Here is a 12,779-nt window from a genome sequence, read left to right as displayed (position 1 = left end):
CGGGGGTGCGATCGCCGGATGCGGCCGGATGCGTTCCCCGGAGTGCCGGGCCGCACCAGACTGTCCTGATGACCGACGAAGTCACCGCCCGGCTGCTCGACCGCTTCCTCACCGGTCTGCGCGCCCTCGACCCGGTCGCCGTGTGGGCACACGGATCGCTGGCCGGTGGCGACTACCAGGAGGGGCGCAGCGACCTCGACCTGATCGCGGTGCTGGAGGACCCCGTCCGGCTCGGCACCGTACGCGCGCTGATCAGGCTGCACCGGCGGCTGCGCGCCGAGGAGCCACTGGCCGCGCGGCTGCACTGCAGCTACCTCACGCCCGGGACGGCGGCCGACGCCGAGCGGTCGTACATCACCTGGGCCCACAACGGTCCGCTGCGACGGCCGGTCACTCCGGTCACCCGCCGTGAGCTGCACGCCTTCGGTCACGTCCTGCACGGCGTACCCCCGGCGGACCTGCTGCCGGCTGTTCCGGAGGGGGAACTGCGCGCCTTCGTCGTCCGGGACCAGAAGGAGTTCTGGCGCCCCGCGGTGGACAAGGCCGGGTTGTGGACCCAGGACGTGTGGGTCGACCTGGGCACGGTCACCTTCGCCCGGGCGAAGGCGACGCTGCGGGACGGGCGGCTGATCTCCAAGGGGGAGGCACTGGGCCTGCTCCCCGGGCTCGGGGCTCCGGTGGAGGTCGTCGACGACATCAGGAGCCGGCGTTACGGGAGCGCCGTGCCGCCCACTCCCGGGTGGGCGCGTCGCCGGGCCGAGTTGACGAGAGACTTCCTCGGCCCCGCGATCGACGGCCTGGTGGCCGCCTACGAGGGGTCCACGCGCGGGTGAAGGTGCCGTGTCCGGTGGTACGCGCCCGCGGAGGGCTACGCGCGCGTGAGCGCCGATTGGGTAGCGGGGCCCGGCAGGTCCGCCACGGTCTCCGGGCGTTCGCGCAGGGCCAGCAGGACGCGCAGCACCCCGATCCACACCAGGCAGGAGCCGAGCATGTGCAGGGCGACCAGGGCCTCGGGCAGATGGGTGAAGTACTGGATGTAGCCGATGACGCCCTGGGACAGGAGGATCAGGAACAGGTCGCGGGTGCGCCGCAGGGGGCCCTGGGGGGCGTCGACCGCCTTGAGGACGAACCACAGGGCGAAGGTCAGGGTGACGACGATCCAGGCCAGCACGGCGTGCAGTTTGGCCACGGTCTCCCAGCTCAGGTGGATGCGGTCGACCTTGCTGGAGTCACCCGCGTGCGGGCCGGCGCCGGTGACGACCGTGCCGACCGCGATCAGCAGGACGGCGGCGACGACCAGGAACCAGACGAGCTGCTGCACCGACTTGCCGACGAGCGGACGTGCCGCCGCGTCGCCCTCGCGGGTGCGCTGCCACATGAACGCGGCGACGGTGATGAGCGCGGTGGAGAGCAGGAAGTGGGCGGCGACCGTGTAGGGGTTGAGGCCGACCAGGACGACGATGCCACCGAGGATCGCGTTGCTCATGACGATCCAGAACTGGGCCCAGCCGAGCCGGGTGAGGCTCCGCCGCCACGGCTTCTGCGAACGCGCCGCGATGATCGCCCATCCGACGGCGGCGCACAGCACGTACGTCAGCATCCGGTTGCCGAACTCGATGGCGCCGTGCAGGCCCATCGCGCTCGTCGTCGTGAGCGAGTCGTCGGTGCACTTGGGCCAGGTCGGGCAGCCGAGGCCGGAGCCGGTGAGCCGCACGGCACCGCCGGTGACCACGATGACGACCGCCATGACGAGCGCGGAGAGGGCCGCGCGCTGCACCGTCCGGGAGGTCGGGGTCCAGCGTTCGGCGATGAAGGCGAGCGGGTTGCGCACCGCGCTGAGGGCGTCGGCTCGGGTCAGGTTCGGCACGCGCACCATCGTAGGGGGCCGCTTGTGCACGCTTTCACGAGGGGCCGCCCCGGGGTGCTCAGCCCGGTCATTCCCAGCGGAAGAACCGGCCGGCCGCGCCGAGCCCCACGACCGCCCAGACGGCCAGGATCCCCAGGTCGGCCCAAGGCATCGCGGCCCCGTGCTGGAGCACGTCCCGCAGACCGTCGGAGAGCGCCGAGATGGGCAGCAGACCGAGCACGTCCTGGGCGCCGGCGGGGAACTTGTCCAGGGGCACGATCACCCCGCCGCCGACCAGGAACAGCAGGAAGACGAGGTTGGCGGCGGCCAGCGTCGCCTCGGCCTTGAGCGTGCCCGCCATGAGCAGGCCGAGTCCGGAGAAGGCCGCCGTGCCGAGGACCAGCAGGAACAGGACGGCGAGCGGGTTGCCGTGCGGCGACCAGCCCAGCGCGAAGGCGATCACGGTGAGCAGGATCACCTGAAGGATCTCGGTGACCAGGACCGACGCCGTCTTCGCGGTCATCAGGCCCCAGCGGGGCAGCGGGGACGCGGCGAGCCGCTTCAGGACGCCGTACCGGCGCTCGAAGCCCGTGGCGATGGCCTGGCCGGTGAACGCCGTCGACATCACGGCGAGCGCCAGGATGCCCGGCGCCAGGAAGTCGACCGCCTTGCCCGCACCGGTGTCGATGATGTCGACCGAGCTGAACAGGACGAGCAGCAGCGTCGGGATGACGACGGTGAGGAGGAGCTGCTCGCCGTTGCGGAGCAGCATCCTCGTCTCCAGCGCGGCCTGCGCGCGGATCATGCGGGGCAGCGGGGCGGCGCCCGGCTTCGGGGTGTACGTGCCGGCGGTGGTCACGGACGCGGCTCCTTGCCGGTCGGCTCCAAGCTGTGCCTGACTCATGAACGCAGTTCCTTGCCGGTCGGTGCCAAACTGTGCCCTTCCGGAGGACAGCCCCCGGACCCCCGGCCGTCGCGCGGTCGAGCCTGGTTCATCAGCGCAACTCCTTGCCGGTCAGTTCCAGGAAGACGTCTTCCAGGGTGTGGCGTTCGACCGAGATCTTCTCCGGCATCACACCGTGCTGGGCGCACCAGGACGTCACGGTGGCCAGCAGCTGGGGGTCGACCTTGCCGCCGACCCGGTAGGCCCCCGGTGTCAGCTCGGCCGCCGTGCAGTCCGCGGGGAGGGCCTTCAGCAGGGAGCCCACGTCGAGCCCGGGGCGGCCGGTGAAGCGCAGGGTGTTCTCGGCACCGCCGCGGCACAGCTCCTCGGGGGAGCCCTGGGCGACGACCCGGCCCGCGTCGATGATCGCGACGTCGTCGGCGAGCTGCTCGGCCTCGTCCATGTAGTGCGTGGTGAGGATCACCGAGACGCCGTCGGACCGCAGGTCGCGGACCAGGTCCCAGGTGGCGCGGCGGGCCTGCGGGTCGAGGCCGGCGGTCGGCTCGTCCAGGAAGACCAGCTCGGGGCGGCCGACGACCGCCATGGCGAGCGCGAGGCGCTGCTGCTGGCCGCCCGAGAGCCGCCGGTACGTCGTGCGGCCGCAGCCCTCCAGGCCGAGCCGCTCGATGAGCGCGTCCACGTCCAGGGGGTCGGCGTGCAGTTTCGCGATGTGGCGGAGCATCTCGTCGGCGCGGGCGCCCGAGTAGACGCCGCCGGACTGGAGCATCACGCCGATGCGGGTGTGCAGCTCCCCGGACTGTCTCGCCGGGTCGAGGCCCAGGACGCGCACCGTGCCGGAGTCCGGTTTCCGGTACCCCTCGCAGGTCTCGACCGTGGTCGTCTTGCCCGCGCCGTTGGGTCCGAGTACGGCGGTGATGCCCGCCGTGGCCACCAGGTCGAGGCCGTCCACCGCGGTCTTCGTGCCGTACCGCTTCACCAGTGCCTGGACCTGGACCACGGGCTCGCTTCGCATGAGGAGCAAGTCTAGGGACGTCCGCGCCGCACGGACCCGCCGGGGGCCGCATCCACCGACAGGTCCCGCGGCCGGTGCAGTGGCAGCCACCGCTCGGCGTACGCCACCGCGTCGGCCACCGGGAAGAGCCGCGCCGCGGCCGCGCCCACGGTGCCCCGTAGGACGGGACGGTCCCGTTCGAAGTCGGAGCCCAGTTCCTCGAACAGCTCGGAGGTGATCGACACCTCCCGTACGGTCTCCCAGCCCGTGGGGGACGGCCGTCCGACCTCCACGACGGGTGAGGGGACGCGGTATTCGGCCAGGTGGAAGCTGGTGCAGGTGTCGTAGCCCGCGCCGAGCAGCAGGACGCGGGCGCCGCGGGCCTCCAGGCGGGCCAGCGGGCTGCGCTCGCCGAGCCGGCAGTCGGGCGCGTGTCCGTCGACGACCGCCGCCGCACCCGGGCCCAGCGCCGCGAACGAGGTCTCCGGGTGCGCGCTGCGCAGGGCGCCCGGCCAGTTGCGGACGGTCTCGGGTATCACGCCGACCCCGCGGGAGGGCGTCACGCGGGGGTCGTAGGCGGGCATCGTCGCCCGAATGGTCGGCCACCACTCCTCGGGAACCGGCGGACGGCTCCACAGGGCCGGGTCGGAGAGGTCGCCGGACTGGGTCGGGACCACCAGGGTGCCGTGCGGACCGAGGGCGTCGAGCAGTCCTTTTACAACGGTTACAGGCCCGCCGTTGACCCAGCCGAGGGCGCTGAGCGAGGAGTGGACAAGAAGCGTTTCTCCCGTTCGTACGCCCAGGGTGCGCAGGTCCCCGGCGAGGGTGTCCCGGGTGACGAGTGGGCCGGTCGGAGGGGGTGTCGGCATGGTCCGGGAGTCTTCCTGAGAGACGCTTCGTAAGCCAGCGAATTGATCGATCAAAGATCGTTTGCCCAGGTCGCATTAGGTATACCTAAGTGATGCAGCGCACCGCCCACCCCGGAGGGCGCGGCTTGTCAGGGCCTGAGGAATTACGCAACAATGGTGTTGTGAAAAACGTTGGCGAGGCTCGGGAGACCCCCACGGGTGCCCCGCAGGAGGAACTCGCGACCGGTGAGCGCTCGACGCGCAACCGGATCGCGCGGTCCATCCTGGACCACGGCCCGTCGACCGTCGCCGACCTGGCGGGCCGGCTGGGGCTGACCCACGCCGCCGTACGCCGTCATCTCGACGCGCTGGTCGCCGACGACGTCGTGGAAGCACGTGAGCAGCGGGTCTACGGAGCGCGTACGCGCGGACGTCCCGCCAAGGTGTTCGCCCTGACCGACTGCGGCCGGGACGCCTTCGACCAGTCCTACGACAAGCTCGCCGAGGACGCCCTGCGCTGGATCGCCGAGCGCGAGGGCGGGGACGAGGCGATCCTCTCCTTCGCCCGCGCCCGGATCGCCGAGCAGGCCGGGGCGTACCGCGCGGCCGTCGAGGCCGCGACCCCCGAGGAGCGCACGGAAGCGCTGGCCAAGGCGCTGAGTGCCGACGGGTACGCTGCCACGGCGCGCAGCGCACCGGTCGGCGAGCAGCTCTGCCAGCACCACTGCCCGGTCGCGCATGTCGCCGAGCGGTTCCCGCAGCTGTGCGAGGCGGAGACGGAGTTCTTCTCCCAGCTGCTCGGCACGCATGTCCAGCGGCTGGCCACCATCGCCCACGGCGACGGGGTGTGCACGACGTTCATCCCCAAGATTTCGCAAACCACTCATAACGCATCTGCAAGCACGGCCGGGAGGAACCCCGCATGACGCTCCCCACGGAGACTGCTCACCCCGAACTCGAGGGCCTGGGCAAGTACGAATACGGCTGGGCCGACTCCGACACGGCCGGCGCCTCTGCCAAGCGCGGCATCAACGAGGACGTCGTCCGCGACATCTCCTCGAAGAAGAACGAGCCCGAGTGGATGACCAAGCTCCGCCTCAAGGGCCTGCGCCTCTTCGAGAAGAAGCCCATGCCCAACTGGGGTTCGGACCTGTCGGGCATCGACTTCGACAACATCAAGTACTTCGTGCGCTCCACGGAGAAGCAGGCGGAGTCCTGGGAGGACCTGCCCGAGGACATCAAGAACACGTACGACAAGCTCGGCATCCCGGAGGCGGAGAAGCAGCGCCTCGTCGCCGGTGTCGCGGCCCAGTACGAGTCCGAGGTCGTCTACCACCAGATCAACGAAGAGCTCGAGGCGCAGGGTGTCATCTTCATGGACACCGACACGGCGCTCAAGGAGCACCCGGAGCTCTTCAAGGAGTACTTCGGCACCGTCATCCCGGTGGGTGACAACAAGTTCGCGTCGCTGAACTCCGCGGTGTGGTCCGGCGGCTCGTTCATCTACGTGCCGAAGGGCGTGCACGTCGAGATTCCGCTCCAGGCCTACTTCCGTATCAACACGGAGAACATGGGCCAGTTCGAGCGGACCCTGATCATCGTCGACGAGGGTGCCTACGTGCACTACGTCGAGGGTTGTACGGCGCCGATCTACTCCTCGGACTCCCTGCACTCCGCGGTGGTCGAGATCATCGTGAAGAAGGGCGGCCGCTGCCGCTACACGACCATCCAGAACTGGTCGAACAACGTCTACAACCTGGTCACCAAGCGCGCCGTGGCGTACGAGGGCGCGACCATGGAGTGGATCGACGGCAACATCGGCTCCAAGGTCACCATGAAGTACCCGGCCGTCTACCTGATGGGCGAGCACGCCAAGGGCGAGACCCTGTCCATCGCCTTCGCGGGCGAGGGGCAGCACCAGGACGCCGGCTCCAAGATGGTCCACATGGCGCCGAACACCTCCTCGAACATCGTGTCGAAGTCCGTGGCCCGCGGTGGCGGCCGTACGTCCTACCGCGGTCTCGTCGAGATCGGCGAGGGCGCCCACGGCTCGAAGTCGAACGTGCTGTGCGACGCGCTGCTCGTCGACACCATCTCCCGCTCCGACACGTACCCGTACGTGGACGTCCGCGAGGACGACGTGTCCATGGGCCACGAGGCGACCGTCTCCAAGGTCTCCGACGACCAGCTCTTCTACCTGATGAGCCGCGGTCTGACGGAGTTCGAGGCGATGGCGATGATCGTGCGCGGCTTCGTCGAGCCGATCGCCAAGGAACTGCCCATGGAGTACGCCCTCGAGCTCAACCGGCTGATCGAGCTCCAGATGGAAGGCGCGGTCGGCTGACGCCGAACACCGCCCCCGTCAAGCCACTCACGTAAGAAAGCGAGCAGACCGACAGCCATGGCTGAGGCTCTTAACATCCCGGTGGGCAGCACGACCGCCGGCCAGATCGCGGTGGCCGCCGAGTCGACCGTCGCCACGCGCATGAGCGCGCCCCCCTCCTTCGACGTGGCGGACTTCCCGGTCCCCCACGGCCGCGAGGAGGAGTGGCGGTTCACCCCGCTGGAGCGCCTGCGCGGGCTGCACGACGGCACCGCCGTCGCGACCGGTGAAGGCGTACGCATCGACGTCGAGGCCCCCGAGGGCGTCACCGTCGAGACCGTCACCCGTGACGACGCCCGGATCGGCAAGGCCGGCACCCCGGTGGACCGCGTCGCCGCCCAGGCGTACTCGGCGTTCGAGAAGGCCGGTGTCATCACCGTCCCCAAGGAGACGGTGCTCACCGAGCCCGTCCGGATCGCCGTGCACGGCCAGGGCGGGGTCGCCTACGGCCACCAGGTCATCGAACTGGGAGCCTTCGCCGAGGCCGTCGTCGTCATCGACCACACCGGTGACGCGGTGCTCGCCGCCAACGTCGACTACGTCCTCGGCGACGGCGCCAAGCTGACCGTCGTCTCCGTCCAGGACTGGGACGAGAAGGCGGTCCACGTCGGCCAGCACAACGCGCTGATCGGCCGCGACGCCACCTTCAAGTCGTTCGTGGTCACCTTCGGTGGCGACGTCGTACGCCTGCACCCGCGCGTCACCTACGCGGGCACCGGCGGCGAGGCCGAGCTCTTCGGCCTCTACTTCACGGACGCCGGCCAGCACCAGGAGCACCGCCTCCTGGTCGACCACAACACCCCGCACTGCAAGTCGAACGTCGCCTACAAGGGCGCGCTCCAGGGCGAGGGCGCGCACGCGGTCTGGATCGGCGACGTCCTCATCGAGGCCAAGGCCGAGGGCACGGACACCTACGAGATGAACCGCAACCTGGTTCTGACCGACGGTGCCCGCGTCGACTCCGTGCCGAACCTGGAGATCGAGACCGGCGAGATCGTCGGCGCCGGCCACGCCTCCGCGACCGGCCGATTCGACGACGAGCAGCTCTTCTACCTGATGGCCCGCGGTATCCCGGCCGACGAGGCCCGCCGTCTGGTGGTCCGCGGCTTCTTCGCCGAACTGGTCCAGCAGATCGGCGTCGACGACATCCAAGAGCGCCTTCTCGTGAGGATCGACGAGGAGCTGGAGGCGTCGCTCTGATGCCCGGCACCTTCGTGCGCGTCTGTGGGCTGAGCGAGCTGGAGGAGAACACCCCGAAGCGGGTGGAACTCGACGGCACGCCGGTCTCGGTCGTGAGGACCGAGGGGGAGGTGTTCGCGATCAACGACATCTGCTCGCACGCGAACGTCTCGCTCTCCGAGGGCGAGGTGGAGGACTGTCAGATCGAGTGCTGGCTGCACGGCTCCGCGTTCGACCTCCGCACCGGCAAGCCGTCCGGCCTTCCCGCGACGCGCCCCGTCCCCGTATACCCCGTACAGATCGAAGGGGACGACGTGCTCGTCTCCCTCAACCAGGAGTCCTGAGGAACCCATGGCAACGCTTGAAATCCACGACCTGCACGTCACCGTCGAGGCCGACAACGCCACGAAGGAGATCCTCAAGGGCGTCGACCTGACCGTGAAGCAGGGCGAGACGCACGCCATCATGGGCCCCAACGGCTCGGGCAAGTCGACCCTCGCCTACTCGCTCGCGGGCCACCCGAAGTACACGGTCACCGGCGGCACCGTCACCCTCGACGGCGATAACGTCCTGGAGATGTCCGTCGACGAGCGCGCCCGCGCGGGCCTGTTCCTGGCGATGCAGTACCCGGTCGAGATCCCCGGCGTCTCGGTCTCCAACTTCCTGCGCACCTCCGCCACCGCCGTCCGCGGCGAGGCCCCCAAGCTGCGTACGTGGGTGAAGGAGGTCAAGGAGACCATGGAGCGCCTCTCCATGGACCCGGCCTTCGCCGAGCGCAACGTCAACGAGGGCTTCTCCGGCGGCGAGAAGAAGCGCCACGAGATCCTTCAGCTCGAACTGCTCAAGCCGAAGATCGCGATCCTCGACGAGACCGACTCCGGCCTGGACGTCGACGCCCTGCGCGTCGTCTCCGAGGGCGTCAACCGTGTCCGTGAGACCGGCGAGGTGGGCACCCTGCTCATCACCCACTACACGCGCATCCTGCGCTACATCAAGCCCGACTTCGTGCACGTCTTCTCCGGCGGCCGCATCGTCGAGTCCGGCGGCGCCGAGCTCGCCGACAAGCTGGAGAACGAGGGCTACGAGTCGTACGCACTCGACGCGAAGGGTGGCGTATCCGCGTGACGCAGCTGCCGGGCCTCCTCGACACCGAGGCGATCCGCAAGGACTTCCCCATCCTGGACCGCCAGGTCCACGACGGTAAGAAGCTGGTGTACCTGGACAACGCGGCGACCTCGCAGAAGCCGCGCCAGGTCCTGGACGCCCTGAACGAGTACTACGAGCGCTACAACGCCAACGTCCACCGCGGTGTGCATGTGCTCGCCGAGGAGGCCACGGCTCTGTACGAGGGCGCGCGCGACAAGGTCGCCGCGTTCATCAACGCGCCGAGCCGCGACGAGGTGATCTTCACCAAGAACGCCTCCGAGTCGCTCAACCTCGTGGCCAACATGCTGGGCTGGGCCGACGAGCCCTACCGCGTGGACCACGAGACCGAGATCGTCATCACGGAGATGGAGCACCACTCCAACATCGTTCCGTGGCAGCTGCTGTCGCAGCGCACCGGCGCGAAGCTGAAGTGGTTCGGCCTCACCGACGACGGCCGTCTCGACCTGTCGAACATCGACGAGATCATCACGGAGAAGACGAAGATCGTCTCCTTCGTGCTGGTGTCGAACATCCTGGGCACCGTGAACCCGGTCGAGGCGATAGTGCGCCGCGCCCAGGAGGTCGGCGCCCTGGTCCTGATCGACGCGTCGCAGGCCGCGCCGCACATGCCGCTCGACGTCCAGGCCCTGCAGGCCGACTTCGTGGCCTTCACCGGTCACAAGATGTGCGGCCCGACGGGCATCGGCATCCTCTGGGGACGCCAGGAACTCCTGGAGGACCTTCCGCCGTTCCTCGGCGGCGGCGAGATGATCGAGACCGTGTCGATGCACTCGTCGACGTACGCGCCGGCGCCGCACAAGTTCGAGGCGGGCACCCCGCCGATCGCGCAGGCGGTCGGTCTGGGCGCGGCGATCGACTATCTCTCGGCGATCGGCATGGACAAGATCCTCGCCCACGAGCACGCGCTCACCGAGTACGCGGTGAAGCGGCTCGCGGAGGTCCCCGACCTCCGGATCATCGGCCCCACCACGGCCGAGGACCGCGGCGCCGCGATCTCGTTCACGCTGGGCGACATCCACCCGCACGACGTGGGCCAGGTCCTCGACGAGCAGGGCATCGCGGTCCGGGTCGGTCACCACTGCGCCCGTCCGGTCTGCCTGCGGTACGGAATTCCTGCGACCACGCGGGCGTCGTTCTATCTGTACTCCACGCCGTCCGAGATCGACGCTCTGGTCGACGGCCTGGAGCACGTACGGAACTTCTTCGGCTGAGGGGCTGGCTGGGAACGTGAAGCTGGATTCGATGTACCAGGAAGTCATCCTGGACCACTACAAGCACCCGCACGGGCGCGGTCTCCGGGACGGCGACGCCGAGGTGCACCACGTCAATCCCACGTGCGGTGACGAGATCACCCTGCGCGTGAAGTACGACGGCGAGCGGATCGAGGACATCTCGTACGAGGGCCAGGGCTGCTCGATCAGCCAGGCCTCGGCCTCCGTACTGAATGACCTCCTGGTCGGCAAGGACGTGTCCGACGCGCAGAAGATCCAGGAGACCTTCCTGGAACTGATGCAGTCCAAGGGCAGGATCGAGCCCGACGACGCGATGGAGGAGGTGCTGGAGGACGCCGTCGCGTTCGCCGGTGTCTCCAAGTACCCGGCCCGGGTCAAGTGCGCCCTCCTCAGCTGGATGGCGTGGAAGGACGCGACGGCCCAGGTTCTGGGCGAGAGCGCCGAGAGGAAGACGGCATGAGCGAGAACACCATGACATCGGACGAGACCGCTGTGACGTCGGACGAGTCCGTCGTGGCAGCGGACGAGACCTCTGCGACGTCCGCCGAGACCGCTGTGGCAGCGGGCGAGAGCCTGACGACGAAGCCCGCGTCGGAGGAAGAGGTCCGCGAGGCGCTCTACGACGTCGTCGACCCCGAGCTGGGCATCGACGTCGTCAACCTCGGCCTCATCTACGGCATTCACATCGACGACGCGAACATCGCGACGATCGACATGACCCTGACGTCCGCGGCCTGTCCGCTCACCGACGTCATCGAGGACCAGGCCAAGTCCGCCACGGACGGCCTCGTCAACGAGCTGCGCATCAACTGGGTCTGGATGCCGCCGTGGGGCCCGGACAAGATCACGGACGACGGCCGCGAGCAGCTTCGCGCGCTCGGCTTCAACGTCTGAGTCCTCGGTACTTCGGTATTCGGTAGGACCTGGCATGGGGCGGCACCTTCGGGTGCCGCCCCATCGCGTTTTCCTCGGGGGAGGTCCGGGCTCAGGCCAAGCCCCGCACCAGGCGGAACGCCGAGTCCGCCTGGTAGAGCCCGCCGCGCTCGCTCCGCCCCAGGAGGAGCTGGAAGTCGCGGTGGCGCAGGAAGCGGCCCGGGTAGTTGACCGACTCCAGCATGACGGCGCCGGAGTAGGAGGACGCGCGGGGGCAGAAGGTGGCGTCCTTCCGGAAGAGGGCGGAGCCGTCGTTGCGGTCGGCGCGCAGGACGAAGTCGCGGTGGCGCAGGTAGGAGCCGTCGGCGGTGGCGAAGGAGTAGCAGGAGGACTTCGCCAGTCCGGGGACCACCTTGAAGCTGGCGGCCCGCCGGGTCGCGGCCGGACTGCCCGAGCTCACCCGGTCGAGCCGGACCGATCCGTTGCTCACATGCCAGAAACGGTCAGGGTAGTTGACCGCCTGGATCGACTTCAGCGAAGAGGCCGGCCGGGTCGGGGAAGGGGTGCGGGACGCGGCGGGCGTCGACGATCCGGGGACGGGCCGGCTGCCGGAATCCCGGGCCGAGGACCCGGGCGACGCGGAACCGCGCGACGAGGCGTCGGATGACGTGGAGTCAGGTGAGGCCGAGCGTGAAGTACCGGGCGAGGCCAGTGCGTTCTTCCCTGTCGGCGCCGTGGTCGCTCCGGCGGGTGCGGCGGGGCCGCCGAGGAGGAAGGGGTTCGCCGTGTCGGCCAGGGTCCTGTTGCCCGCACGATTCTGTGATGACCCGTCAGAACGGTTCGCCTGTACGGAGATCACGGCCACGACGGCGATGGTCACGGCCACCGCCAGCCCGCCGGCCAGCCAGAGCCGGCGGGTTCCGGGCAGCCTGCCCCCGTCGTCCGCCCCGACCGCCTCCCAGGGCGCCGGGGACACGGGAACGAGGTCGGTCGACACCGGGTAGGGCGCGCCGTGGCGGGTGGGGCGCCAGGGAACGATCTCCCTGGAGAGGGCGGGCCCGTCAGGACCGTCGGGCCCGGATCCGGGCGTCACTTCTGGCATACGCGTTCCTAAGCAGGGGAGGGCGAGCGCGCGAGAGGGCGAAGCGAGGGGTGGAGGATGCGGCACACGGAGCGGGCGGGCATGGAGACCCGGTGTGCGACTGGTGAAACAATAGTGGAACAGGTGACTTCTGAGCAGTCGTTTCCCGCGTGGATACCGGGAATTGCCCGCAGCCTATTCGGGCAATCACCTACAGAGCTACGGGAGTTGGGCGGGGGTCAGGTCCGATTCCCTGCGCCTGTCGCCGTTCTTCG

General features: G+C 69.6%; 14 protein-coding genes. 9 read left to right on the top strand and 5 right to left on the bottom strand.

The features are described from left to right. Positions 1 to 68: 68 nt before the first annotated feature. A complete protein-coding gene (locus ACIQRL_RS00850; RefSeq protein WP_401325231.1) occupies positions 69 to 833 on the top strand; it encodes a nucleotidyltransferase domain-containing protein in 765 nt (254 codons plus the stop codon). 35 nt (positions 834 to 868) lie between these two features. Here ACIQRL_RS00850 and ACIQRL_RS00845 read toward each other — a convergent pair whose 3' ends face one another. The 4 genes from ACIQRL_RS00845 to ACIQRL_RS00830 all read right to left on the bottom strand — a co-directional run bounded on the left by ACIQRL_RS00845 (position 869) and on the right by ACIQRL_RS00830 (position 4,610). After that, positions 869 to 1,876 carry a heme A synthase gene (locus ACIQRL_RS00845; protein ID WP_401325228.1) on the bottom strand — a complete coding sequence of 336 codons (1,008 nt, stop codon included), beginning with the start codon at positions 1,874 to 1,876 and terminating at the stop codon, positions 869 to 871. Between the two features lie 58 nt (positions 1,877 to 1,934). Then, a complete protein-coding gene (locus tag ACIQRL_RS00840; protein ID WP_401325226.1) occupies positions 1,935 to 2,750 on the bottom strand; it encodes an ABC transporter permease in 816 nt (271 codons plus the stop codon). Positions 2,751 to 2,841: 91 nt separating this feature from the next. Further along, positions 2,842 to 3,762 carry an ABC transporter ATP-binding protein gene (locus ACIQRL_RS00835; RefSeq protein WP_401325223.1) on the bottom strand — a complete coding sequence of 307 codons (921 nt, stop codon included), beginning with the start codon at positions 3,760 to 3,762 and terminating at the stop codon, positions 2,842 to 2,844. 11 nt (positions 3,763 to 3,773) lie between these two features. Continuing rightward, positions 3,774 to 4,610: an aminoglycoside N(3)-acetyltransferase gene (locus tag ACIQRL_RS00830; RefSeq protein WP_401325221.1), complete on the bottom strand. Its 837-nt coding sequence runs from the start codon at positions 4,608 to 4,610 to the stop codon at positions 3,774 to 3,776. A 161-nt stretch (positions 4,611 to 4,771) separates the two neighbouring features. On the opposite strand from ACIQRL_RS00830, the gene ACIQRL_RS00825 reads away from it, so the two are divergent. The 8 genes from ACIQRL_RS00825 to ACIQRL_RS00790 are packed head-to-tail and all read left to right on the top strand — an operon-like array spanning position 4,772 to position 11,444. Then, entirely contained in the window at positions 4,772 to 5,515 is a 744-nt protein-coding gene (locus ACIQRL_RS00825; RefSeq protein ID WP_401325218.1) for a helix-turn-helix transcriptional regulator, read from the top strand. Continuing rightward, a complete protein-coding gene (gene sufB / locus ACIQRL_RS00820) occupies positions 5,512 to 6,933 on the top strand; it encodes a Fe-S cluster assembly protein SufB (protein ID WP_401325215.1) in 1,422 nt (473 codons plus the stop codon). The genes ACIQRL_RS00825 and sufB overlap by 4 nt, the downstream gene beginning before the upstream one ends. 57 nt (positions 6,934 to 6,990) lie before the next feature. Then, on the top strand, positions 6,991 to 8,172 hold the full coding sequence (sufD, locus tag ACIQRL_RS00815) for a Fe-S cluster assembly protein SufD (protein WP_401325212.1): 1,182 nt from the start codon (positions 6,991 to 6,993) through the stop codon (positions 8,170 to 8,172). Continuing rightward, entirely contained in the window at positions 8,172 to 8,495 is a 324-nt protein-coding gene (locus ACIQRL_RS00810; protein ID WP_355990867.1) for a bifunctional 3-phenylpropionate/cinnamic acid dioxygenase ferredoxin subunit, read from the top strand. The genes sufD and ACIQRL_RS00810 overlap by 1 nt, the downstream gene beginning before the upstream one ends. 7 nt (positions 8,496 to 8,502) lie before the next feature. Further along, positions 8,503 to 9,276, top strand: coding sequence for a Fe-S cluster assembly ATPase SufC (sufC, locus tag ACIQRL_RS00805; protein ID WP_401325209.1), 774 nt, complete (start codon positions 8,503 to 8,505; stop codon positions 9,274 to 9,276). Further along, complete coding sequence (locus ACIQRL_RS00800; RefSeq protein WP_362407226.1) at positions 9,273 to 10,529, top strand: cysteine desulfurase; 1,257 nt, start codon at positions 9,273 to 9,275, stop codon at positions 10,527 to 10,529. Before sufC ends, ACIQRL_RS00800 begins: the two co-directional genes overlap by 4 nt. 16 nt (positions 10,530 to 10,545) lie before the next feature. After that, positions 10,546 to 11,010, top strand: a complete 465-nt coding sequence (sufU, locus tag ACIQRL_RS00795; RefSeq protein WP_351873601.1) for a Fe-S cluster assembly sulfur transfer protein SufU — start codon at positions 10,546 to 10,548, stop codon at positions 11,008 to 11,010. An 11-nt stretch (positions 11,011 to 11,021) separates the two neighbouring features. Further along, positions 11,022 to 11,444, top strand: a complete 423-nt coding sequence (locus tag ACIQRL_RS00790; protein WP_401327970.1) for a metal-sulfur cluster assembly factor — start codon at positions 11,022 to 11,024, stop codon at positions 11,442 to 11,444. A 91-nt stretch (positions 11,445 to 11,535) separates the two neighbouring features. Here ACIQRL_RS00790 and ACIQRL_RS00785 read toward each other — a convergent pair whose 3' ends face one another. Next, positions 11,536 to 12,525, bottom strand: coding sequence for an AbfB domain-containing protein (locus ACIQRL_RS00785; protein ID WP_401325206.1), 990 nt, complete (start codon positions 12,523 to 12,525; stop codon positions 11,536 to 11,538). Between the last annotated feature and the right edge of the window lie 254 nt (positions 12,526 to 12,779).

Source organism: Streptomyces sp. NPDC091209 (assembly GCF_044757755.1).
Classification (GTDB): Bacteria; Actinomycetota; Actinomycetes; order Streptomycetales; family Streptomycetaceae; genus Streptomyces.
This window is presented reverse-complemented; position numbering and strand designations above follow the sequence as displayed.